Origin of the sequence: Novosphingobium kalidii (genome assembly GCF_040534015.1) — a bacterium.
Classification (GTDB): Bacteria; Pseudomonadota; Alphaproteobacteria; order Sphingomonadales; family Sphingomonadaceae; genus Novosphingobium; species Novosphingobium kalidii.
The window spans coordinates 293,429-317,337 of sequence record NZ_JBEWLY010000019.1 but is presented as its reverse complement, the minus strand read 5'-3'; the positions used below and the strand labels follow the sequence as shown (position 1 = coordinate 317,337).

Genomic DNA, 23,909 nt, shown 5'->3' with positions numbered 1-23,909 from the left:
CCCGCATCGAGTTCGTCCGCAATGGCCGCTCTCGGCAGGAGCGGTCGTTCCCTGCTTGCGGCCGGAAAGACCGAGATGTCCCAAGGCTGGCCGATCATACTGTCCATTCACCTGTAAACGAACACTGGTTACAGGAGCGATGGGAAAACGAGCTTCTGCTACGCATTATACACGCAAGCCAGTGGGATGATGTTGATCTATGGGCGCACGGGCTCACCGTTCGCAACCGAGCTCCTAAATGCTGCAGAGCACGAAGCCGCCGCGCGGCATTGGTGTTGGTGGTGAGGTAGCGCTTCTGCGAAGAGGTTTGGCAGGGCTGAGATATCAGCGGACGATGGAGATCCTTCAGCAAGAGGAACTCCATCATGGCGACTCTCCCGATCGAACGGCCTGTTTCCCCACTGCGTCAGCGCATGCTCGAGACATGACGACGCGCGCGATGAGGTCGCGCACGACTATGTCCGCCACGTTCGCGCCTTCGCGGCCTTCCTGCGACGGTAGCCCGACACCGCGACGGCGGAGGACGTCCGGCGGTTTCAGCTTCACCAGCGCGAGCACGGTGTTGGGGAGTCCGTCATCAACGGCTCCGTATCGGCGTTGCGCTTACTGTTCGATGTGACGCTTGCGCGACCCGACCTCTCGCGGCGCCTGGTGCTGGCGCATCGACCCAGGAAGTTGCCTGACGTGCTGAGCGTCGAGGAGGTGGCAAAGCTGCTCAAGGCGGCACCGGGCATCAAGTACCGGGCGGCGCTCGGCGTCGCCTATGGTGCGGGGTTGCGTGTGTCGGAAGTGGCGCACCTCAAGGCCGACGATATCGACAGCAAGCGGATGCTGATCCGCATCGAGGAGGGTAAGGGGCGCAAGGACCGCAATGCAATGCTCTCGCCCCAGCTGCTCGAGTTGCTGCGACTGTGGTGGCGTGAGGGCAAGCGGCGTAGCGGCCTGTTGCCACATGGCTGGCTGTTCCTGGACGCAGTTACACCGACCCGATCTCGACCCGACAGTTGCATCGAGCCGTCTGCGAAGCGGCCGAGGCGGCAGGCATCCGCAAGCGCGTCAGCCCGCACACGCTGCGGCACAGTTTTGCCACGCACCTGCTCGAGCAGGATGTCGACATCCGCGTGATTCAGGTCCTGCTCGGCCACAGCAAGCTCGAGACGACGGCGCTCTACACCAAGGTCGCGACCTGCACGATCCATGCGGTAACCGGTCCGCTCGACCGGCTGATGGCACTGATGCAAGGCCAAGCATGACCAGGGCCGCCGGCTGAGGGCGGTGCGCACCTCACTCGAGGTCGCCGACATCTTCCGCAGAGCCGGTCCTGCCTACCGGGCGTCCCACGCAGGGCATCTGAGCCTACACCAGCTCAAGGTCATGTCGGCGATCGAGCATTGTCGCACCGCTGCGCTCGGCGGCCACGCCGAGGCCTGCTCCGACTGCGGCCACTGGCGGGTTGCCTTATAACTCCTGTCGCAACCGGCATTGTCCGCGGTGCCAGGGCGCCGCCGCGCGCACCTGGCTCGAGGCGCGCGAAGCCGATCTGCTGCCGGTCGGCTACTTCCACGTCGTATTCACGCTACCCGCCGCGGTTGCCGGCAATCGCCTACCACAACAAGGCCGCGCTCTATGGCCTGCTGTTCAAGGCTGCCTCCGATACGATGATGACGATCGCGGCGAACCCCAAGCACCTGGGTGCCCGCATCGGCATCACCGCCGTGCTTCACACGTGGGGCTCGGCGATGATGCATCATCCGCACATCCACATGATCGTGCCGGGCGGCGGCATCGCCCGCGATGGCTCGCGTTGGATATCGTCGCGTCCGGCGTTCCTGCTGCCGGTGCGGGTCCTGGGCAAGCTATTCCGCCGTCTGTTCCTGGCCGGACTGCTGCACTATACGGTGCCGGCCGTCTCGGCTTCTACGGCAGCATGGAGCACCTTGCCGATCGACGCGCCTTCCTGCGCCATCTCTCCCCGGTGAGGAAGAAGAGCTGGGTCGTCTATGCCAAGCCGCCGTTTGCCGGACCTGAGGCCGTCCTCGCCTATCTGTCGCGCTACACGCACCGGGTTGCGATCTCGAACAGTCGCTTCCTGCGCATCGACGACGCCGGGATCACTTTCCGCTACAAGAACTATCGTCTCCACGGTGCCGACCGGCAGCAGGTCATGACGTTAAGTGCCGACGAGTTCATTCGCCGCTTCCTACTGCACGTCCTGCCCACGGGCTTTCACGGCATCCGTCATTACGGCCTGCTCGCCAGCTCCGCCGTGTGCGACCGGGCGAAATGACGGCTGTACCTACTCGCCTTCCAGCCTTCGGCAACTGGACCGCCGATCCTCGCACGCGCTCGAGATCGGGGCGAAAACCACTTTCCCCATAGCTACCGTTTGCGGCCCGCGGGCTTCCTGTCTTGGAAGATATCGTACACCTTACGGTGCCCGATTTCCTTCACAAGCGTCGACTGGATATCGCGGCGGACTTGGGGCTCGCCTCGTCCGTGATGAACCGGAGTGCGGCGGCATCAAGCCCTTGAGTGTTCGGAATTCTGGGACAGGTAATTTTTCTCTTTGTTTGTAGGGAATCGTTCCCTACGCCTTGGTGATGCCTCTCGCAGCCTCTTTTGTCCAAGCACGTTACACCCGCCAGCAGATCGCTGATATCGTCGGTATCCCAAGCGATCTGCTGGCGTACTGGAGCAAGGAAGGTCTGCTCGTAGCCGCAGAGGGTGAGGGCCTTGGCAAAGGCAAGCACCGGCTGTTCGGCTTCGAGGCAATTCACATTGCGGCGGTGCTGAAGGAGCTGGGACGCTATGGCGTGCAAACCAGCGGCCTCAAGCAGATGGCAACCTTGCTCTGGTCAGTCGTGAGATTTTGTTCGCTTCATCCGGACGTGACCGAGAGCGTGCGGCATAGCGCAGCGGCATTGCATCGGGCGAAGGCGCGCTATCCATCCCGTTCTTCGCTTGCGGCGGACGCGAAGGCGCCAGCGTCTGACTACAGCTGCTTTGAAGACTGGCTCGAAGATCGTGGCCCGATCAGCGACAAGGCACGCGAGATCGCGCCTTGGTTCGACGAAATGGCGGACCTGTCTTTTGCGCTCTACCTCGATCTTTTCAGCGAAGCCATTTTCCACGAGCTCGACACACGCTGGATATTTACCCACTCAGGCGACGACCTGATCGCGGTGCCGGAAGATCTTCCGCTTGAGTCAATCAATCCGGAGAATTTGCGAAGCTACATCACTATTAATCTGTCTCTGATCATCAAGCCGCTTTGGAATCCCTAACTGGGGACTGCGACGAAAACGGGCCGGGCGATGCGCCAACATCGTCCCGGCCCTACCACTATCGATCCTGGAGGAACCTATGGCTCAGACGCCAAATAGCATACATGATGCCAAACAACAGCCCACGTGCGAGATGTACGTTTTCGGCGGACGTGCCCCGATGGCAATCCTTCGCCTTCCGGCCGTCAAAGCGCGCACCGGATTGAGCCGAGCGACGATCTACCGCAAGATTCAAAGTGCCGACTTTCCGCGGCCACATCAGTTGAGCCGGCGGGCCGTGGGGTGGCTGGAATCCGACATTGAAGCTGGGATTGCTACTTGCATCGCAGGAGGCGCAAATAACCGCTAAAATCGGGAGCATCGGTGGGGGCATTGATGCGGCAGGGATAGGTTATAGTGTCTATCTATCATATAGTTATAAGGTAGGCCGTAGATCCGAGCCGTTCAGTGCGTAGCAGGCGGAAATCGTCTCCACTTGCGCGGCAATCGGGATCGTAGCCGGCGGGACCGGCGACGACTGGCTGACCGTAGGCACCGTCTACGCCCTCCAGGGCGCACAACGTCCGCTCATCAGCAGTCTATTCCAAACACGCCGACGGCAACCTCATCGAGCAGTCGGCGGGCCTGCTCAACGTCGCGGTGTCGCGTGCGATGAACAGCTTCCTGCTGTTCGGCGAAATGGACGTGATGGCAGCGTCGTTGTCGGGCACGCCACCGGGGGCGGCTGGCGGCGGTGCTGTGCACCGATCTGGCAAACGCTCTGATCTTCGCGCCGGTGCCCCGCCGCGACCTCGCCAAAGCGGGCGTTCGCCTCCGGGAGCGAAAGTGGATTGGCCCGCGAAGCCAAACGCTATGCCGGCTGAACTCCGCGGCGAAGTGCTTCGTTCATCTCGCCGATAGGCATGGGCATCGCCATCAGGAAGCCTTGAAGTGAATTGCAGCCGATTCCTGCAAGGAAACGCCGCTGTTCGATGGTCTCGACACCTTCGGCAGTGACCTTGAGGCCACTGGCCCTCGCTAGTTCCATGATCGCGCTGATAATCGGGCTGCCGTCTTTCGCCGAGCCGATCCCGCTGACAAACGAACGATCAATCTTCAGTCGGTCGACGCTCAGCGCTCGAAGATGACTGAAGGAGGAATAGCCGGTACCGAAATCGTCCAGCGCGACCTTCACGCCCGATGCCCGCAGGCGTGCAAGGTTGTCTTCACAACCGGCGGCGTTCTCGATGAAACTGGTCTCCGTAACCTCGATCTCGAGCCTCTCCGCGGGAAAGCCGTTCCGCTCCAGGATCATAAGCGCTCGATCCGCAAAATCAGGTCTGCGAAGCTGTACGGCAGACACGTTCACCGATACCGATCCGATTGCCCACGTGCGTGCATCTCGGCAAACTTGTTCAAGCACCCACTCACCGATCTTTACGATCAGCCCGCTTTGCTCAGCGATGGGTACGAACAGCGCAGGCGAGATCATTCCCTGCTCGGGATGGTGCCACCGAAGCAGCGCCTCGGCCCCTGTTATGCAGCCTTCATCGGAGGAGTAGAGCGGCTGATAGTAGACCTCCAACTCGCCAGTACGGAGCGCTGCGCGCAGATCCGTTTCGATCTGCTTGCGGTGGCGGATAGTTGCATCCATGCTCTCTGCGAAGAAAACGAAGCGCCCTTTGCCCGCCGCCTTTGCTTCATAGAGAGCGATGTCAGCCTTGCGGGCCAGCTCCGCCCGATCGTCAGCATCGCCAGGTCCAAAGGCGATGCCGATGCTGACGCTCACTCGCGCCTGTGTGCCCGCGACGGAGAATGGCTGGTTAATGAGTTCAAGCAGCCTAAGGCACAGGATCTCAGCCTCGGCAGGCGAACTCATCGCCCGCTGAATGATTGCGAACTCGTCGCCTCCGAGGCGTGCGACCAAGTCGCTGCTGCGAACCGCCTTCTGAAGTCGAGCTGAGACGGCGCGGATCAACTCGTCGCCCGCAGGGTGTCCCAGCGTATCATTGACGTTCTTGAAGCCATCCAAATCAAGGTAGTGGAGCGCGAGCGCCTTGCCTGCTTCGCGTGCATTCGCCAACTCGTGCGCAAGCCGGTCGTCGAACATGGTGCGGTTCGGCAGTCCCGTTAGCGTGTCGTGAAATGCCAGATGCTGCGCCTGCGCCTCGCTGGCCTCAAGCGCGAGGGTGCTACGGCGGATGTGGCGCAATAGGACGATCAGCACGCAAGACACCAGCAGCAGCGCTAGGGCTGAAAGCGGCAGTATTCGGTTGATCAGCAGCGTTCCCGGGCTGAAGGGCTGCCAACCCACGTAGCCGAGTATCTGCCCTCCTGCGTTCCGAAGGGGCACGGAACTCTGCCCGTGGGCCGGTCGGTCGGTCGCGAAGTGGGCTGCCTGAAGGGCGTAGGACTGTGCAAGCTCCTTTACGAAGTCACCATCCAGATAGCGAACGGCGATGTGGACCGCTTCAGTGCCGGGCGTCTGCACGACCTGTCCGCTATCGCTGACGATCGGTTTGGCACTGACGATGGCTGGTCTGGTCCCGACCACTCCCAAATCGATTGCGCCAGGGCTCAAGCTTCGTTCGTTGGCAGGCGTGACCCGCCGGAGCATGGACGTACGCAGCTTGCTGATCAGTGGATTGGCGACCTTGGCGACATGCCGATCGTATTCGCTCGGCGGAACTAAGCGCCCCCCTCGCATGCCGTAGACCGGCTTGCTTTGAGGAAGCACAACGTACGCCTCGTCATGCCCGTAGTAAGTGTGCATCCAAGAGCCGACATTCATGTCAAGCCAGGCTTGATCCGGCTTCGGTGCGGTCGCGTGGCGGACAGAATCGTCCCAGACTGTGACGCCTTCCTGGTCGTGCGCGGTGCTTTTGATCTTCTGCTGAAGCACGGTCGCGAGAAGCTGCTGCTGTTGTTCGATGGCGAGCTGATCGGCTTTTCGGCCAACCAGCAGAACCATTCCAGCGAGCACAACAGCCATCACGAACACTGCCGCGAATGCAGGCAAGGCGAACTGCAGGACGAATCGCGATCTTCCGTTCACGAGCAGAGCGGGCAGGCGGACTTGCATGGATACATCATCGCCCAAGTCCCGTTAAAATCGGATTGCAGTCTGGTCGAGAAAACCGAAGTAGAAAATCGCGTGTGAGCTGTTTGTTGGATGTCTTCGGCTCCTCATGCACGGGTGCGTCTCTGTTCCGCCTGATTGCTCATAAGTCTTCTTTGTCAGAGCGCTGCTTTGCTGGGAATCTCGTATTCAGCTAACGCGAACTCTCTTTCTGCCGACCTGATCGAAACCGAGGTCACGCTCGTTTCCAATTACCGTTTCAGAGGCGTGAGTGTCAGTCATGGTACACCGGCAATCCAAGGCCGAGTGGATGCTTCGCTATCTCTTACAGCTTGGAGTTAATCCAAGAGTTACAGGTGCGTGCCATAGATCTGCGGATGCGCATTCTAGTCCCATCTCGGAGCAGCTTACTGCTTTTGGCATTCTCCGGCCTCATTCCCCAGTCTCCGGCGGTGGCCGCTGAGGAAAGCGACCCGCCGTTGCCAAGCGAGATCATCGTCACGGCTCAGCGGCGCAGTGAGACGCTCGTCTCCACACCACTCGCCATTACCGCCTTCCAAGAAGCCGACATCGTCGGCCGCAGGCTCAGGGACATTAAGGATCTCGTCACCTTCACGCCAGGTTTCTCCGGTAACTCGGAGGATTCTTACATCGATGGATTGGCCATCCGAGGCATCGTGTCGAACGACTACGGCATCGGCGGAGACCCTTCGGTCGGCATCTTCAAGGATGGCGTGTACCAAGGACGGACCGGGAGTGTCGTAACATCGCTGTTCGATATCGAACGCGCTGAAGCGCTACGCGGGCCCCAGGGCTTTCTCTTCGGCCGCAATGCGATCTCAGGCGCGATCAGCGTTACCACCAACAAGCCGGAGATCGGCTCTAGCGACGCCCACGTTTACCTGAGTTATGGGGAGTTCGACCGGATCGAGGCCGAGGCGGCTTTCAACCTGCCGCTCAACGGCAAGCTTGCTGGTCGCGTTGCCTTCTACGGCACCAGCTACGATGGCTGGCTCGATAACGCCTACACGCCCGACGTCGACGATCGCCTGATGGGCGGCAGCAAGTTCGCAGTTCGCCCATCGCTGCGCTATCAGAACGGCCCTTTGCAGGTAACGCTCGTCGGCGAGTACGAGCGTCGTCGACTGGACGGGACGCCGTATCGTGCATCAAACGAAGATCGCGAGGTGTTCGACGCGATAGACGACGCACTAGGCACGAGGCTGGTTGTCCGTGGCTCGTCTGGCGACATCGACAGCGATCTGGTCAATCCGCGAGACGACGGGACGATCTACGGCGCCGCTCTCCAGGGAGACCTTGATCTGACGTTCGCAACGCTGACATCGATCAGCGCTTACAGAACCCACCGCTTCTTCTACTCGGAAGACTACGACGGCACACCCCTGCGGATCGGAAATTACACGCAGCGTCAGCGTGGCTCCTACGCCAGCCAGGAATTGCGGATCGTATCGCCGGGCGCAGGCAAGCTGACCTGGTCGGCAGGGGTGTCTGCTTACCGCGAAACGGTACGTGCCCGTTTCACCAACGAGGTCGATGAGGATATCGTTTGCCGTGCCGGGTATGGCTATACCGGCTGTCCCGAGCTTACTGCCGATCTCTATGGCGCTCCGTATATTCCGGCCCTGGACGGCATTCTCGTCGATATCAACGATGCCAAGTCGATCAATACCGGCCTCTCGGCCTATGCGGACGCGAACTACTGGTTGCTTTCTAAGCTGCAGGTCGGAGCAGGTCTTCGTTACACCTGGGACCGCAAGAAGTTCGCGCTTGATATTCTGCCCGGCGCATCAAGCCTCGGCAATCTATGGACCTTTTCGTACCACACTGACGGCGTTATCGATGCGGCAAAGTCTTGGCAGGGGCTGACGCCGCGCTTTTTTGCGCGCTACGAGGCCAATCCCAATCTCAGCATCTACGCAAGCCTCACACGTGGCTACAAAGCCGGTGGCTTCGGTTCATTCACCGTAAGCGCGCCTGCTCCGATCGAGGACTACAGCGTTGTGCCGGACGGGACGCGACCCGATGATTTTGCACCCGAGACGATCTGGAGCAAGGAGATCGGCGTCAAGGCAAACCTGTTCGAGCGGCGCCTGAGCTTCGACCTGACCGCGTTCCATTACGTCTACAAAAACTTGCAGACCGTGTTCTTCGACACCGACACGCGCACCCAGCAGGTCATCAATGTGGGTCGAGTTCGCGGCTACGGCATTGAGGCGGCAGCCACCATCCGACCTAGCCGCTATTTCGATATCGCGGGCAACGTCACTTACACGCACACGAAGAAGAGCGGGGACCGCGAATGTCTTGCGAGCGACTGCGGAGGATTGCTCAACCCCACATGGGCGTCGAGCGGGGTGGCAACCGCGCGCTATCCCCTTGCAGCGTCCGAGGCGTACCTCTCAGCAGAATGGAGCCATCAGGGACTTCGTCGCGAGTCCTTCGACTGGCGAGGGATTACGCGGAGGCCAAGTGCGACAGAGGTGAACCTCAGGTTTGGTTACCGCACCGATGCAGGAGTAGAGGCGATCGTCTACGTGGAGAACCTGCTGGATAGGGTCTACTTTCGTGGCGCCGAGAACGGTGGAGATCTCACCCCAGCAAACGTCTGGGGCGTAAGTCAGCCACGTAGTTTGGGAGCAGCACTACGCTGGCGCTTTGGAAGCTGAAGGGGAGATGGCTTACGGGCAATCCCCGCCAAGGCCGGACGACAGCGCTTGGGACAGCGGCTCTGTCAACTACGTCCAGCGAGGCCTGTTCGCCAAGCATCGCTAATTTGTCCACGGCGGCTAGGAGATAACATGCGCAAGTATAGAAGGTGCCGAAGAACGGCTCCTGTTCGAATTATAGCGAACCAGTTCAATGCGAACCGCTCTCCACAAGAGGGCGCTTCGGACTTAAGGAAAGCAGCCTAGGTCCCGAGAACCTGCCACTCAGCCAACGCGGCTGAGCGGGGCTCCCTGTAAATCTGCCGAGCGACGAGATCGCTCTCCAGGCCGAAATGATTGTCTGAGTTGGCGTGAACAGAGGCAAACTTTGTAAGGTCTTCACCTGTCGGAAACGCAACATCGCCCGCTCTCCTTGTCGGAACGGCAGGTGCGAGTTTCGACCCGATTGCTCCAGCGGCCAACCTCCTGCTTTTTGCCATTTCCAGCTAGTCCATCGCGGCACGATAACTAGCGGACCATCAGTGATGGTCGCTTCAAGCGAGCCATGCCGCTTTAGCGCCTCCTCATGAAATTGAGCGCCGCCTTCTTGTCTCGGGTCTTCGTTACGTCGCCCTCCCTGCACCTCGCCTCTCTGGGTGACTGCCCGCCACAGGTGTGCCATCTCGCCGTCCCGCTTCACGTAGAGCGCGCCCTCGCGGCGGAAGCTGGACAGATGTGATGAAACCATCCGGCGCGCACGCGAGAGCGCCGGCGGAAGAGGTCGCTCGATGCAGGCTCACCTCGCCGCGTTTTCGCTCACACCGCGAGAAAAGAGCGGTGCGTGTTTTTGCCCGCGGCGAAACCGTTGCTTGTGACGGCCCATGCCGCGCTGGAGACGCTGCTAGAACTGTGAGGAGTACGGGAGCCAGTCGGGTCACGATCGGGGTGCGATAACCCGGGGAAGGCGCCTATGTCATAGTCTCAGGGCCGCTCCCTCTCGGCCGCGATGAGTGCACGCAGCTTCGCCAGTGCGCGATCGCGTGCGGCGGTGGCATCACCAGCGGAGCGGCGCTCGACCGACCAGGTCAGCCCAGGCAAGTCCTTGCGGTAACCGCGATCGAGCAGTTCGCTGATCTTATCGAACTGGCCAAGTGATGCGGCCCACTCACCGATCGGCGTGACCTTCCCTCCGCCGAAGTTCACGTCAGCGCCGTGATCTAGCAACGTGTTATAGGCACGCCAGTCCCTGCGATGGGTTCCTGCCGCAAGCGCATAAGCCAGCGCCAACTGGCCGGTGTCGCTTTCGTAGCTGTTGGCATCGCCGCCCGCCGCCAGCAGCTTGCGCAGGATTTCGTCGCGCGACAACGCCGCTGCAATCACCACCGGCGTGAGGCCGCCGGGCTCTGAGCGGTTCGGTTCGGCGCCATTGACGAGCGCTGCATCGACAGCAGCGCGATCATCGCACAGCACCGCGGCCGACAGCGGCGACACATCCTCCGGAAAATACCCTAGCGCGTTCTCTATCTCGTCACGATCGGACTGCGCATTCTGGCAGGTCATGATATTCGCCTTTGCCGCCCACTCGCCCTGGCCACAAGTCACCAGCACCGGCGCCACCGCGGCCAGCAGCGCGATCCGGCTGATCGTGCCCACGTGCTTCACCAATGGAAGCGGTACGAGAGCCCTGCAAGGATCGCAACCATCGAATGCGGATCGTCGTTCTTGGCACTGGTGCGAAAGTCGCCGCCATCTACGCCCTCGATCTCACGCGAGGGGATTTTCTGGGTGCCCTCGGTCCGCTCGAGCCCGAGCACCCAGTTGGCCAGTGCCACCGGCTCGCCATCCACAACGTAGGCGCGCACGTTGCGATCGAAATCCGACTGCTTCAGATTGTAAGCGGTGAATAGGTCCTTGTTGAGCCCCAGCGGGTTGAACACCGTCGTGGGCGCCTGGGTGGCCGCTCCCTGCAGGGATGCCAGCGCGCCGCCGAGCGAGTGGCCGCTGAAGCGGACATGCCCGCCGGTCGCCCGGCTCACAACGCTAGCATTGCGCAAGGCGAGATCGGCCTGGTGCGTACGATTGCCGCCGAGCAGGGCCGCGTTGGTCTGGCCGTCAGGCGTGCCGCGAATGATCCCAATCGGCGCGGAGGCGTCATTTGTGCCGCGATTGACGACAATCGTATCGCCCGATTTCTCGTCCTTGTAGATCCGCGAATAGAAACCCGACTTGCCGTCTTGCGCCGTGAAGCCGGGAAACTCGGTCTCGGCCTGCTTGTCGGAAAGCGCTGTGTAGCCGGCGGGCAGCAGCAGCGGATTGCTGCTGTCGAGGTAGACGTCCATGTTGAGCAGCGCTAGCTCGCCCGCGCTCTGGAACTCCTCGCGATAGGTGCGTTCGATCATCGTGAGCTGCGTACCCAGCGCCAGTACGGCGCTGTTATCCTCGAGCTGCTGGTTAAAGGCGGTGCCAATCCGCAGGGTATCGGCAGCAGAGCGCCCGCCACCGCCGGCATTGAGTGCGGCATCGACAGCATCGTTGGCAGCTGAAGGAGCGAGTGTGAACGCAGCTTGGCCTGCTTCACCAAGAACCGATGCGGCATTCGCCGACCAGGCGCCGGCGCCGGGGGAGAACGTTTGTGACGTCGATTGCGCCAGTGAGCTTACCGCGAGCATCGTCGCCTCCGGGTTCGTTGACTAAGGCCATCTTACGCGGATGCGCGGCGCGCCCAATAATCCAAACGACTAGATCCTGTTGACATAGTCTCTAAGTCAGAGCTTCGCAGCGGCGAATGATAGAAGCCGAGAAAGGACGAGGCGGTTCTGTCGTATCGAGTTGAGATACGGTGGAATTGCTATAGCTGTTTGAAGAGGCGCTCGCCTGCTTGCGGTCGCGGTAGCGCCCTCAGGAGCGAGGATATGCTGGCGGCGCTCCGAGTTGTTCGTCACACTTGGGTCTTGCGCACACAGACGCTCAGACAATGGCTCGGAATCCATCGCGGCTGTTCAACTATGGCTGCGCAGGATCAGCGTGAAAACCCTCTACGTCACGCCAGGGGGCGCGTGGGAGAACGATTGCTGCGAGTTCCTCAACGGCTCGATGCCTGATGAGCTCTTGAACGGCGAGATCTTCTACGCTCTGGCTGAGGAGGCGCGGAGTTGCCCTGCTGCATCACTCTCCGCAAACGGGTTTGTCGGGCAGCGCTCATGATAGATCAAAAAGAGGGCGGGCGATCGCTCCGCTTGAGGGCCGACCGGCGTTGCTCACTTAAATGGGGGGGCTAGTCCGCAATCATCGGCGAAGTGATATCGCCACCCAGCAGCATGTCGTAATTGAGCTCCTGCATGCGCAGCAGTGATTGCGATTGCATCATCTGAACCGCCAGTCCCGCCGCGAGTGCGTCGGTGTGTTTGTTGAGTGCCGCTTCATAGACAGCGACTTGGCGCGGATAGCGTGCCCGCGACACCCTTGCGCGCTCCTTGGCAGGAAAGGCGCCGACGCTCGGGATGATCTCACGTAGAAACAGCGGAAAGGCGACACCGCCCCAAGCCTCGTATGTGGTCCGCGGCACTTCAAACCCAATGAGCCGGAATGTATAGGGACTTCCATCTTCACGCTTTGCCAGCAGAAAAGCGACGTGCGGTTTGCCACCGCGCGTCGTGGCAGCGATCGTCACCCGCTGATCGCTGCCGTTCACCTGCTTCCAGGCTTCGAGTGGCTCGAACTCTAGCGGCAAGGTAGGCTTGAGGCCTTTCTCCACCGTCAGCCATGTCTTCAGTTCGGTCCAGTTGCGCGCCTCGAAAGGTTCGAGCACCACCAACATATAGCGAGGGGCCTGCGGGTCACTATGGTCGGGCGATCGCCAGTTCTCGATAGACTGCCAGCTCGCCATTTCCTCCGGCCCGCTGGGCATTTTATAGGAGCCCTTTGCGAACGCCGACGGAGCCTCGACGGGCAGAACTGTCAATAGACTGGCCAAGATCATGTTCGTCGCAACCTTGAGCAAGATATCTCTCCTTGTTCCGTTGAGCCCACTGACATCGGCGAATTACATGCTCATGAATGGAGATCCATGCGCCGCGAAAGCGCAGGTGCAGGCAGTAGCCATGCCGCTGCTTAGGCGATCTAGCGGGGAAGCAGACCGTCGGATCGAGCCGCTATGGTGGCGTTCTCTTGCTGAAGGATCTCTAACGTCCGCTGCTCTCTTGGCCATGCAATTCGGGCAATGGAGGAGTGTCACCAAACCGACTCCACGACGACCACGATCTGTCATTAGCCGCTGATAGTGGCCCCAGCGCTTGGTTTCGACCGGGGACTTAATGGGGAAAAATAGTAGTGGGTCGCATTTTACAAGCCGCCGCGTCGCTCGCGGCGGGAGCATCTTTGTTCGCTTTCCAAACTCCGGCTTTCGCCGACGATGCCGATGCCTCGGCCGATCTGGACGAGTCCATCATCGTCACGGCCCAGCGCAGCGAGCAGAAGCTGACCGACGTGCCTATCACCATCAGCGTGATGACGAACGAGCGTATGCGCCAACTCGGCGTATCAGACCTCGACGAACTGGCGAATTACGTGCCTGGCCTGAACATTCAGGAGCAGAGCGCCAACAACCCAGGCATTGTCATTCGCGGCATCACGTCCGACAGCGGCTCTTCGCAGCAGTCCGCACGTGTTACCCTGTACTACAACGGTGTCGACATTTCGCGGTCGCGCGGCGCCTACCAGGGCATCTACGATCTTGAGCGCGTGGAAGTGGTCAAGGGACCACAGGCGACGCTATTCGGCACCGCGTCCACGGTCGGTGCGATCAGCATGATCTCAGCCAAGCCGATGTCAGGCTTCTCCGGAGAAGTGTACGGCGGCTACGGCAACTTCGAGCAAGTGCAGCTCGGCGGCTTTCTCAATGCTGGTTCCGACACTTGGCGGGGCGTCTGGCCTTCCAGTGGAGACGGCGCGACGGCTACGTGAATAACCTCGATCCCGTCCAGGACGATCTCTATGCGCAGAACCAGCTGGGTGTTCGCGGTTCACTGCGTTTCACGCCCAGCAGCGAATTCACTGCCGACCTCGTGCTGACGTATGATCGCCAGCGCAATTCAGGCACGCCGTTCATCACCACGCGCCTTCCGCCTGTTTCCGTCACCGGCGACCTGTACGGTGACGTATGGCTCGGAGGCTCGCCGGTTTCCAGGGAGACTCTCGGCGCGGAAAAGCTCGGGCTCGACCGCGATGTCTACGACATCAACCTGACTGCGCGTTGGGACATCAACGACAACTGGTCCTTCACCAGCGTGAACGGGTACCGTCGTTTTGACTCGCTAGAGGTTTTCGATGCAGATGGCTCGCGCGCCTGGTACCTTGAATTTGGGGAAGACGCCAAAGGATGGCAGGTAAGCCACGAAGGCCGTTTCGCCTACGATGGCGACACCCTGCGGGCATCCGTCGGTTGGAACTACTTCTACGAGAACAATAGCCAGTATGTGCCATTCTCCTCGGAAGAAGGCACGTTTATCCAGTGTTCGACCGGTAGAGTGCCGAACCTGCCGTGCATTGCTCCCGACAACACCGTCACCGCTTCGCGTGCGACCGCAATCCTGAGCGAAGGTCGTGCGACAGTGCTGCCGTACTTCAGCTGGTTCGAGAATCGCGGCCGCAACCAGAGCCTTTCGGCTTTTGGTGAACTCACCTGGCTCCCCAGTCCGGTTTTGGAACTGACCGCCGGTGCACGGGTCCTGACTGAAAGACGGCGCTCCGGCTTTGCGGCATTCGTTCCCAACGCCGTGCTGGCCGGCCGTCCGCTGATCCAGACGCAGATCAACACCAACGGCCAATATTTCTGGTCGAAAGACACCTTCCACGCACTATTGCCGCGCTTCAACGCGTTGTATCGCTTGAATGAGCGTGTGAACTTGTATGCCACGATCTCCAAGGGCCGGCGCTCGCCGACAGTGGCGGTCAGTGCCGCCAATGCCACGACCGCGAAAATAGACTTGGTTCCGGCTGAGAACGTGTGGAACTACGAAGGCGGGATCAAAGGCGCGGCGGGAATTCTCTCCGGGTCGTTAGGCGTATACTATCAAAAGTACGACAACTTCCAGGTGAGCGTACGTCGGCCGGACGGGACCAACGTGACGCAGAGCATCGGTTCCGCCAGCAATCTGGGCGTAGAGGCGGAAGCCCACCTTCAGCTTGCCTCGTGGCTCAGCGCGTTTGGCAACGTAGGCTTCATCGGCGGCGGTATCGATGACAAGCCCGAAAACGGACGGTTTGCGGGCAACCAATTCCGCCTGCAGCCCAAGTGGCAGTGGGCAGCGGGCTTCACCGTCGATGCGCCGGTCGGTCAAGGCGCTCGCGCGTTCCTGACTCCTAGCGTCACCCATCGGAGCAAGATCTACTTCGAAACGCCGAACACCGAAGCGATCAGCCAGGACGCTGTCACGCTGGTAAACGTGCGGGGAGGCTTGTCCTTTGCGGACAGCCGGTACGAGATAGCGGCCTTCGCCCGCAACGTGTTCAACGAGGAGTACCTTCTCGATGCGGGCAATACCGGGGGTGCCTTCGGGTATCCCACATTTATCCCGGCCGAGCCGCGCCTCTATGGCGTCCAGCTCACCGCGCGCTTCTGATCGAGGACACCTCTATCATGACCCTAATGATCGACCGGCGCCTGCTACTGCAAGCAGGCGCCTTCGGGCTCGCAGCCCTTTCGACTCCCGGCGTAGCCCAGATCCTGACCGCGCGCGGCTTTACCCACGGTGTCGCGAGCGGCGAGCCCTCAGCGGAGTCCGTGCTTCTATGGACCCGCTACGTCGGTTCTCGCGACACCCGTCTGCGCTGCGAAGTCGCGGCAGACGAGTGCTTCTCCAAGGTTGTTGCCGGCGGGGACGTCACGGCAAGTGCGCAGAACGATAGCTGCGCCAAGATCGTCGTCGATGGCCTCACACCTGGACGTTGGTGGTACTATCGCTTCGTTGCGCCGGACGGCACGCGCAGTGATATCGGTCGCACGCGCACGCTCCCCGACGATGACGTGGCGCGATTTGGCGTGGGCCTGTTCTCGTGCTCGAACATGCCATTCGGCTACTTCAATGCCTATGCACACGCCGCTGCCCGCACAGATCTTGATCTCATGGTGCACGTCGGCGACTATCTTTACGAGTACGGCCCGGGCAAATACCCGACCAAAGCGGCGCCCGGACGTAGCGTCCTGCCCGCGCACGAGATGGTTACTCTGGCAGACTACCGCCTCCGTTATGCCTCCTATCGCGCAGACCCGGACTTGCGGCGACTGCACCAGCTGTTCCCGATGATAGCGCAGTGGGACGATCACGAATTCGCCAACGACAGCTGGGTTCACGGCGCGGAAAACCACCAGCCCGAAACCGAGGGCGACTGGGCGACCCGCAAGGCCGCTGCCGAGCGGGTCTATCGTGAATGGATGCCGGTCTCGGACAAGCGCTACGACAGCTATCAGATCGGCTCGCTTGCCACGCTGTTTCGCCCGGAAACCCGGATTACCGGGCGCAGCGAACAACTTGACATCAAAAGCGCGCTTGCTGGGCGCAGCGACGTGGCCAAGGCCTTGGCCGAGTTCCGCGACGGTCCTTGGAGTTCTGGCGATCGCACGCTGATGGGGGCAACGCAGGAGGCTTGGCTTGATGCCGGCCTGTCCCGTTCCGTCAAGGCAGGCACGCGCTGGCAGATTTTGGCGCAGCAGCTGGTGATGGGCTCCTTGCATGCGCCTTCGGAAATTGCCGAGTGGAGTCCTGCAGGAGCGCCGGATGCGGTCAAAGCCGCGCTCGCCGGGCTTGCGGCGGCCACCAAAGCGGGATTGCCGTTCAACATGGACGCGTGGGATGGCTATCCGGCCGCGCGTGAACGCCTGTTGCGCGCCTCGCAGGCCAGCGAAAGCAATCTGGTGGTTCTCTCGGGCGACAGTCACAACGCATGGGGCAACAACCTCGTCGCCGATGGCGGCAGGCCCGCGGGCGTGGAGTTCGCCGGACACGCGGTCACGTCTCCTGGATTCGAAGGCTACCTGCCGTCGGTCCGCCCAAATGATCTTAGTAAGTCGTGGCGAGCGACCAATCCCAATCTCGTCTACGCGGATACGAGTCGGCGCGGCTATGTCTCGCTCCAGATCACGCCCGACAACGTGCGCGGTGAATGGCACTACGTCGGTACCATCGCCGACCGCACGACGGCGAATACGACAAGCGAAGGCCTTGGCGTCCGCTGGGGCGAGCGGCGCTTCACCAAGAGTTAAGCGCCGCTGCTGCAGAACAGTTCGGTGGCGTCAGGCGCACAGCAGCGCTGCCGGACCGGCCTGCGGCAGTTGATTTCCTCGCATCTGGCGATCCAGTCGGCATCGCTCACTTCGATTATACTCGGTCCAACGATCTGCTCTCCGCTCCGGAGAGTGGACCAGTTATCTGGAGCTACGGGCCTTGGCTTGGCCGCTCCCTTTTGCTTAAACGCTTGCTGATGGCCGCGGACAAAGGCGCCGATCATTTCTTGTGGAGGATGCCGGAAGGGCGCATCGGCTGCGCGAAGCTATTCAATGATAGCATGCGTTTGAACAGGAGCATTCAGGAGCAGTATTGCCTTTTATTCCACCGTCTTCGGTCGCACAGCTCGACAAATCGCCGCGCCGCCGGTTCTATACCGGGCGAAATCTCGATCGGGTGCAGTCGATCGGCGACCTGCGCGCGCGGACGCACAGGCTGATGCCGCGCTTCGTGCTCGAGTATCTTGAGGGTGGCGCAGGTGAGGAGGCGACGCTGGCGCGTGAGCGCGAAGCTTTCGCAACATGGCGCGTGCTGCCCCACACCTTGCGCGATGAAAGTGCACGTAGCACGGCGTGCGCGATACTCGGTCGACCGGCACCACTGCCGCTGCTGGTTGCACCGACGGGGGTCAATGGCATCTTCATGCGCGGTGCCGACAGCGCGCTGGCGCTGGGCGCGACAGAGGCCGGGGTGCCCTTCATCCAGAGCACCATGTCGAATGAACCGATGGAAGAGATCGCCAAGGTGCCTGGCTTGCGCCACTGGTGGCAGCTCTACGTCTTCGGGCCCGATGAAATCTGGCAGACCCTGGTTGATCGCGCCGCCGCGGCAGGCTGCGAGGCGCTGGTGCTGACGACCAATGCGCAGATATTCGGCCAGCGTGAGTGGGACAGCCGCACCCGCGCTACCCGGAGCCGCCCCAGTCTGCGAACCATCGTCAACGCCGCGCGCCACCCGCACTGGGCGGCAACCACGCTCCGCGGGGGGCTGCCGCGTTTCGAGAACGTCATCGACTTCGTGCCAAAAGAGCATCGCGGCTTCTTCGACAGCGCCTTCTGGATACGCGAGCAAATGTGGAAGGACATTGGCTGGCGGGACGTTGCGCGCATCCGCGCACGCTGGAAGGGAGCTTTGTTCCTGAAGGGCGTGCTCCATCCGGAGGAGGCGGTGCGGGCCCTCGACGCGGGAGTCGACGGGATCATGCTCGGCAGCCATGGCGGACGACAGGCGGACTGGGCCGTCGCACCGCTCGATGTGCTGCCGCGCGTGCGCGACGCAGTTGGCGATCGCGCTGAGCTCTATCTTTCGGGAGGTATCCGGCGCGGGAGCGACGCGCTGAAGGCGCTCGCTCTGGGTGCAGACGCAGTGCTGACCGGGCGCGCGACCCTGTACGGGCTTTGCGCGCATGGAGGGGATGGAGTGACGAAGGCCATCGATCTGCTTAAAAAAGAGATGATGAACGAGCTGGGCCAGTATGGTGCGCCGACGCTCGACGCAATATCGCCTGACCTGCTGGTGCGGATGGGCCATTTTCCGCATATTCCGGAGTTCTGTTAGGCTGCTCTATTTTAAGGAGCCATCGGTCGAACCACGCCTCATTTGTATGCTGGCGCAATTCATCGGAACCCCGTCTCGGTCTTCGCGTTGGCTTTTCATAGGCCTATCACGCACAAACCGGGAGTACACGCATGGCGCAGACCGTCTCCGCATTCGTTTGGGAGCGATTGCATCAATGGGGGGTCCGGCGGATCTTCGGTTATCCCGGAGACGGGATCAACGGCTTGATTGGTGCGCTTGACGATGTCCGCGACAAATTCGAATTCGTGCAGGCGCGGCACGAGGAGATGGCCGCCTTCATGGCCAGCGCCCATGCCAAGTTCACGGGTGAGTTGGGCGTGTGTCTCGCTACCAGCGGGCCGGGCGCCTCTCACCTTCTGACGGGCCTGTATGATGCGCGGCTCGATCACATGCCGGTGCTGGCCATCGTGGGGCAGCAGGCACGGACCGCAGTGGGCGCGCATTACCAGCAAGAGTTAGACATGACGGCGATGTTCAAGGACGTCGCCGGGGCTTTTACCGGCTATGCAATGGTGCCTGCACAGGTGCGCCACCTCGTGGACCGGGCGGTGCGTATTGCATTGGGTGAACGGCGGGTGACGGCGCTGGTGTTCCCCAATGACCTGCAGGAAGAGGAGATGGTCGAACCGCCGCGCAAGCATGGCGCGGTGTTCTCCGGCATCGGCTGGTCCCGCCCTGTAGTGGTGCCAGCGCGTTCGGATCTGGCCCGCGCGGCGGAGGTGCTGAACAGCGGCGGAAAGGTCGCCATGCTCGTGGGCGCTGGCTGCAAGGGCTCGACGGACGAGGTGATCGCGATCGCCGACCGGCTGGGCGCAGGCTGTGCCAAGGCGCTGCTGGGCAAAGACGTGTTGCCCGATGATTTGCCGTGGGTGACCGGCTCAATCGGCCTTCTCGGCACGCGGCCAAGTTGGGACCTGATGATGGAGTGCGACACGCTGCTGACGCTGGGCAGCGGTTTTCCTTATTCCGAGTTCCTGCCCAAGGAAGGGCAGGCGCGCGGCGTGCAGGTGGACCTGGAGCCCGGCATGCTGTCCATCCGATACCCGCACGAAGTCAACCTCCAGGGCGACGTCACGGCGACCATTGAGGCGCTGCTGCCGCTGCTTGAGCAGAAGACCGACACCACATGGCGCGACACGATCGCCGATTGGAAGAAGGACTGGACAGAGACTCTGCGCGACCGGGCGATGGTCGAGGCGAACCCGGTCAATCCGCAGCGCGTGTTCTACGAACTTTCGCCACGTCTGCCGGACCGCGCTATCCTCACCAGTGACAGCGGATCCTGCGCCAACTGGTATGCGCGCGATGTTATGATCCGGCGCGACATGATGGGCTCGCTGTCGGGCGGGCTCGCCTCAATGGGCGCGGGCGTGCCTTACGCCATCGCCGCGAAGTTCGCGCATCCCGACCGGCCAGTGATTGCGATGGTAGGAGATGGCGCGATGCAGATGAACAACATGGCCGAGCTGATCACGGTGGCCAAGTATCACGAGCGCTGGGCCAACCAGACCTTTGTCGTCTGCGTGCTGAACAACGAGGACCTGAACCAGGTCACCTGGGAGCAGCGGGTGATGCAGGGCGATCCCAAGGCCGAGATGACCCAGCGCATCCCAGACGTGCCGTATCACAGGTTTGCGCAGATGATCGGGCTGGAGGGCATCTTCGTCGGTGATCCCGAGCAATTAGGCGCAGCGTGGGAGCGGGCGATTAATGCCGGGCGGCCGTGCGTTCTGGAGGTCAAGACCGATCCCGAAGTGCCGCCGCTTCCGCCGCACATCAACTTCGAGCAGGCAAAAGCTTTCATGACCAGCGCCATGAAGGGCGGCACCGATGAAGCAGGGATGATCAAGGGTGCGGCCAAGCAGGTGATGAGCTCGGTCTTCGGCAAGGACTGATGCAGGATGCAGCCACTGGACAGGCAGCGCGCCTGATCGCTGGTGGGGCGGCGACCGTCGCAGGCGCGGTGCTGGCGGACAGTTCGATCGAACATTACCGCGGTTCCTTCGAGAACAGGACGATGGTGCTGCCGTTGGTAACCGCCACGCTGTCGATCCTGACGAACGGCGCAGTTGTGGCCGGTGGCCGGCCTGCGGTGCCGAAGTTGCTCGCATCGTGGCGGCTGACTGCGCCCATCCATGTCGCCGCCATAGGCGTGGGGGCGGTGGGCTTCGGCTTTCATTCCTACAACATCCTGAAGCAGCCGGGGGGTGTGACTTGGCAGGCGATATTCTACAAAGCCCCGATCGGCGCGCCCGCGGCAATGGTGCTGGCAGGTGTGCTCGGCAGCGCGGCCATGACGCTGCAGGCGGGGGGACGCTCGCTCGGTCCGGTGCCGCTGCTTTCTGGACGCGCTTTGGCAGGGACGGCAGCGCTGGGAATCGCCGGCAGTGCGGCGGAAGCAGCGCTGCTTCATTTTCGCGGCGCTTATCACAACCCGGCTATGTACTTGGCGGTCACCATTCCGCCGCTCACCGCCTTGAGTCTGGCTGGCGCGGCGATAACCGGGCGGGGGCACCCGATCACTGTAGCGGCTCTGGGGCTGACTGCGGCGCTCGGGCTGATCGGCTCTGCGTTCCACGCATATGGTGTTTCACGCAATATGGGGGGATGGAAGAACTGGCGCCAGAACCTGGTGGTGGGGCCACCCATCCCGGCGCCGCCGGCTTTCACGGGCCTCGCCATCGCCGGCTTGGGTGCGCTGCTGCTGATGGGGAGGGGCCGCCGTGACTGACCGCTTCCGCAACTACGACGTGCTCGCCAAGCACGGCACGCCCAGCTGGGATGCGATCACGCAGCGCGTCATCGACGAGCGGTTGGCGCTGAGCGTGCCTGCGGGAGTCCTCGAGCCGTTGCAACTTGCCACGCTCGAAGCGCTCGTCGCTCGCATCTGCCCCGATCCGCCAGGCCGCGCCCGGACGACCACGGTAGCGATGGTTGTCCATCGAATCGCCGGTGAGGAGGGCGACGGTGCGCGCCATCATCGATTGCCGCCTTTCGCCCAATGCTGGAGGCAAGGCCTTGATGCTATCGAGGAGGAGGCGAAGCTGCGCTTTGCCGCTCCCTTCAGCGCGCTCGGCGGCGAGCAGGCGGACGAGGTGCTGCGCGCAGTCGAGCATGGGGACACCAAGGCGCAGCGATGGGCCAAACTGCCGGCGCGCCTCTTCTGGACATGGCGCATCATCCCCGATCTCGTTTCGGCGCACTGGTCGCAGCCCAGCCTGTGGAGCGCAATGGGCTTCGGCGGGCCCGCCAGCCCTCGCGGTTACGTCCGTACCGGCACCAACCGGCGCGACCCGTGGGAAGCGGTCGCCGAGGGCGAGCCCTACAAGGGGGTACCGCGCCATCGTGCGGGATAATCCTCAGCAGACGCTGCGCGCAACCAACGGCCGCGCGCCCGACGTGTTCAGCCGCGGCGGCTGGGTGCCGATGCGCGCATACAGGGAGGCCGAAGAAGTCGACTTCGTCATCGTCGGCACTGGCGCCGGCGGGGGGACGCTCAGTTGCAAGCTGGCCGAAGCGGGCTTCTCGGTCGTGGCAATGGACGCCGGCCCCTACTGGCGCCCACTGGAGGACTTCGCCTCCGACGAGACACACCAGTCGAAGCTGTTCTGGAACGACGAACGGATTGTCGATGGTGACGATCCGCTCAAGATAGGCGCGAACAGTTCGGGCAAGTCTGTGGGTGGCTCGACTGTCCATTTCGCAATGGTTTCGCTGCGGTTCAGGCCTGAATGGTTCAAGAGCCGCACCTTGCTGGGCTACGGCGCCGACTGGCCGATAAGTTGGCGCGAGATGTGGCGTTACTATGCAGAAGTCGAGCAGGCTTTGTGCATCGCGGGACCTGTCCGCTATCCTTGGGGCCCCAAGCGCCCGCGGTACCCCTATCGCGCCCACCCGCTCAACGCGCCGGCCGATTACCTCGCTCGGGGGGCAGAAGCGCTGGGCATCGACTGGGCTGAAACGCCGATCGCCACGCTCTCGGCGCCGCGCGGCAAGGCCCCGCCTTGCGTCTACCGCGGCTTCTGCGCAGTCGGCTGCTCGACCAACGCGAAGCAGTCAGTGCTTAACACCTGGCTTCCGCGCGCGCTGAACGCCGGGGCGGAGATCCGCGATCTCGCGATGGTCGGAAGGATAGAGACCCGCAGCGGTCGTGCGACCGGAGTACACTACTACCGCGACGGCGAATGGCGATTTCAGAAGGCGCGCCACGTCGTCGTCGCCGGCTATGCAATCGAAACGCCGCGCCTGCTGCTCAACTCGGCCAACGGAGAGTTCCCCGAAGGACTAGCGAACTCGTCGGGCCTTGTCGGCAAGTACCTGATGGTTCAGCTCAACCAGGCCGTGTGGGGGCAAGTGGCGGACGAGGTGCGATCTTACAAGGCGCCGCCGAGCCTGGCGATCACAGAGCACTGGAACTACACGGACGTGGGCAAGGATTACCACGGCGGCTGGTGCTACATGAGCCAGGGCCCGCTGCCCGTCCTCTGGGCCAAGACCGTGGCGCTGAAACGGGGGCTTTGGGGGCAGCCCCTGCTCAACGAAATGGAGCGCGCCAACCACTCGGTCGGTCTAAAGATGGTAGGAGAAGTGCTGCCCTATGAGCATAACCGCGTGACACTTTCCGGCGAAACTGACCAGTATGGCCTGCCGATACCGCGCGTGACATTCTCCTATGGCGCGAACGAGCACGCGATGATCGATCATGCGCTGGGATTCATGGACCGCGCACTCGAAGTGGTCGGCGCAACAGAGCGCTGGGCTGACCGCGCCGATACTTGCCATCTCAACGGCACCGCACGGATGGGCGATGACCCTGCCACCAGCGTGGTGAATGCCGATTGCCGAAGCTGGGACATCCCCAACCTGTGGATCTGCGACGGCTCGGTGTTCCCGACCGTTGGCGGCGCCAACCCCTCGCTTACCATTCAGGCGCTTGCCTGCCGCACAGGCGACAGGATCGCGGAGCTCGCCATGCGCGGAGAACTTTGATCCGTTAGAACCGGCGGCAGCGGAGGAGATGATACAGCTGGCAAGAAATCGA

At 62.1% G+C, this 23,909-nt stretch carries 17 protein-coding genes and 3 pseudogenes; 16 read left to right on the top strand and 4 right to left on the bottom strand.

The genetic code is table 11. The annotated features are described in order from the left end of the window. Positions 1 to 615 precede the first annotated feature (615 nt). The 5 genes and pseudogenes from ABVV53_RS13125 to ABVV53_RS13105 all read left to right on the top strand — a co-directional run. Positions 616 to 915 (top strand): annotated as a pseudogene (locus ABVV53_RS13125) (tyrosine-type recombinase/integrase); the annotation flags it as partial. Positions 916 to 1,004: 89 nt separating this feature from the next. Next, positions 1,005 to 1,253 carry a tyrosine-type recombinase/integrase gene (locus ABVV53_RS13120; protein ID WP_353984876.1) on the top strand — a complete coding sequence of 83 codons (249 nt, stop codon included), beginning with the start codon at positions 1,005 to 1,007 and terminating at the stop codon, positions 1,251 to 1,253. A 22-nt stretch (positions 1,254 to 1,275) separates the two neighbouring features. Beyond that, positions 1,276 to 2,260, top strand: a pseudogene (locus ABVV53_RS13115) (IS91 family transposase); the annotation flags it as partial. Between the two features lie 340 nt (positions 2,261 to 2,600). Further along, positions 2,601 to 3,284 carry a MerR family transcriptional regulator gene (locus tag ABVV53_RS13110; protein WP_353984875.1) on the top strand — a complete coding sequence of 228 codons (684 nt, stop codon included), beginning with the start codon at positions 2,601 to 2,603 and terminating at the stop codon, positions 3,282 to 3,284. Positions 3,285 to 3,363: 79 nt separating this feature from the next. After that, positions 3,364 to 3,633 (top strand): helix-turn-helix transcriptional regulator, encoded by a 270-nt coding sequence (locus tag ABVV53_RS13105; RefSeq protein WP_419956778.1) that lies wholly within the window; start codon positions 3,364 to 3,366, stop codon positions 3,631 to 3,633. A 501-nt stretch (positions 3,634 to 4,134) separates the two neighbouring features. Here ABVV53_RS13105 and ABVV53_RS13100 read toward each other — a convergent pair. Then, entirely contained in the window at positions 4,135 to 6,345 is a 2,211-nt protein-coding gene (locus tag ABVV53_RS13100; protein WP_353984874.1) for a bifunctional diguanylate cyclase/phosphodiesterase, read from the bottom strand. Positions 6,346 to 6,480: 135 nt separating this feature from the next. On the opposite strand from ABVV53_RS13100, the gene ABVV53_RS13095 reads away from it, so the two are divergent. After that, positions 6,481 to 6,684 carry a TorF family putative porin gene (locus ABVV53_RS13095; protein WP_353984873.1) on the top strand — a complete coding sequence of 68 codons (204 nt, stop codon included), beginning with the start codon at positions 6,481 to 6,483 and terminating at the stop codon, positions 6,682 to 6,684. Positions 6,685 to 6,719: 35 nt separating this feature from the next. Further along, the gene (locus ABVV53_RS13090) at positions 6,720 to 9,029 is read left to right on the top strand and encodes a TonB-dependent receptor (RefSeq protein ID WP_353984872.1); all 2,310 of its coding nucleotides are present in this window, start codon (positions 6,720 to 6,722) and stop codon (positions 9,027 to 9,029) included. A gap of 960 nt (positions 9,030 to 9,989) precedes the next feature. Here ABVV53_RS13090 and ABVV53_RS13085 read toward each other — a convergent pair. After that, entirely contained in the window at positions 9,990 to 10,661 is a 672-nt protein-coding gene (locus ABVV53_RS13085; protein ID WP_353984871.1) for an ankyrin repeat domain-containing protein, read from the bottom strand. 5 nt (positions 10,662 to 10,666) lie between these two features. After that, positions 10,667 to 11,677, bottom strand: a complete 1,011-nt coding sequence (locus ABVV53_RS13080) for a Tle-like phospholipase domain-containing protein (RefSeq protein ID WP_353984870.1) — start codon at positions 11,675 to 11,677, stop codon at positions 10,667 to 10,669. A 228-nt stretch (positions 11,678 to 11,905) separates the two neighbouring features. Between ABVV53_RS13080 and ABVV53_RS13075 the strand changes: the two are divergent. Next, positions 11,906 to 12,149 (top strand): annotated as a pseudogene (locus ABVV53_RS13075) (IS3 family transposase); the annotation flags it as partial. 133 nt (positions 12,150 to 12,282) lie between these two features. Here ABVV53_RS13075 and ABVV53_RS13070 read toward each other — a convergent pair. After that, positions 12,283 to 13,008, bottom strand: a complete 726-nt coding sequence (locus ABVV53_RS13070; protein ID WP_353984869.1) for a hypothetical protein — start codon at positions 13,006 to 13,008, stop codon at positions 12,283 to 12,285. Between the two features lie 377 nt (positions 13,009 to 13,385). Here ABVV53_RS13070 and ABVV53_RS13065 point away from each other — a divergent pair, with 377 nt between their 5' ends. The 8 genes from ABVV53_RS13065 (at position 13,386) to ABVV53_RS13030 (ending at position 23,857) form a co-directional block, all read left to right on the top strand. Beyond that, positions 13,386 to 13,970: a TonB-dependent receptor plug domain-containing protein gene (locus tag ABVV53_RS13065; protein ID WP_353984868.1), complete on the top strand. Its 585-nt coding sequence runs from the start codon at positions 13,386 to 13,388 to the stop codon at positions 13,968 to 13,970. Further along, the gene (locus tag ABVV53_RS13060) at positions 13,967 to 15,628 is read left to right on the top strand and encodes a TonB-dependent receptor (RefSeq protein WP_353984867.1); all 1,662 of its coding nucleotides are present in this window, start codon (positions 13,967 to 13,969) and stop codon (positions 15,626 to 15,628) included. The genes ABVV53_RS13065 and ABVV53_RS13060 overlap by 4 nt, the downstream gene beginning before the upstream one ends. 17 nt (positions 15,629 to 15,645) lie before the next feature. Next, positions 15,646 to 17,268, top strand: a complete 1,623-nt coding sequence (locus ABVV53_RS13055) for an alkaline phosphatase D family protein (RefSeq protein WP_353984866.1) — start codon at positions 15,646 to 15,648, stop codon at positions 17,266 to 17,268. A gap of 334 nt (positions 17,269 to 17,602) precedes the next feature. Further along, the gene (locus tag ABVV53_RS13050; protein ID WP_353984865.1) at positions 17,603 to 18,847 is read left to right on the top strand and encodes an alpha-hydroxy acid oxidase; all 1,245 of its coding nucleotides are present in this window, start codon (positions 17,603 to 17,605) and stop codon (positions 18,845 to 18,847) included. Between the two features lie 131 nt (positions 18,848 to 18,978). Continuing rightward, the gene (locus ABVV53_RS13045) at positions 18,979 to 20,763 is read left to right on the top strand and encodes a thiamine pyrophosphate-requiring protein (RefSeq protein ID WP_353984864.1); all 1,785 of its coding nucleotides are present in this window, start codon (positions 18,979 to 18,981) and stop codon (positions 20,761 to 20,763) included. Further along, positions 20,763 to 21,599: a hypothetical protein gene (locus ABVV53_RS13040; RefSeq protein WP_353984863.1), complete on the top strand. Its 837-nt coding sequence runs from the start codon at positions 20,763 to 20,765 to the stop codon at positions 21,597 to 21,599. Before ABVV53_RS13045 ends, ABVV53_RS13040 begins: the two co-directional genes overlap by 1 nt. Continuing rightward, on the top strand, positions 21,592 to 22,224 hold the full coding sequence (locus ABVV53_RS13035) for a gluconate 2-dehydrogenase subunit 3 family protein (RefSeq protein WP_353984862.1): 633 nt from the start codon (positions 21,592 to 21,594) through the stop codon (positions 22,222 to 22,224). Before ABVV53_RS13040 ends, ABVV53_RS13035 begins: the two co-directional genes overlap by 8 nt. Beyond that, entirely contained in the window at positions 22,214 to 23,857 is a 1,644-nt protein-coding gene (locus tag ABVV53_RS13030; protein ID WP_353984861.1) for a GMC family oxidoreductase, read from the top strand. Before ABVV53_RS13035 ends, ABVV53_RS13030 begins: the two co-directional genes overlap by 11 nt. Positions 23,858 to 23,909: the final 52 nt, after the last annotated feature.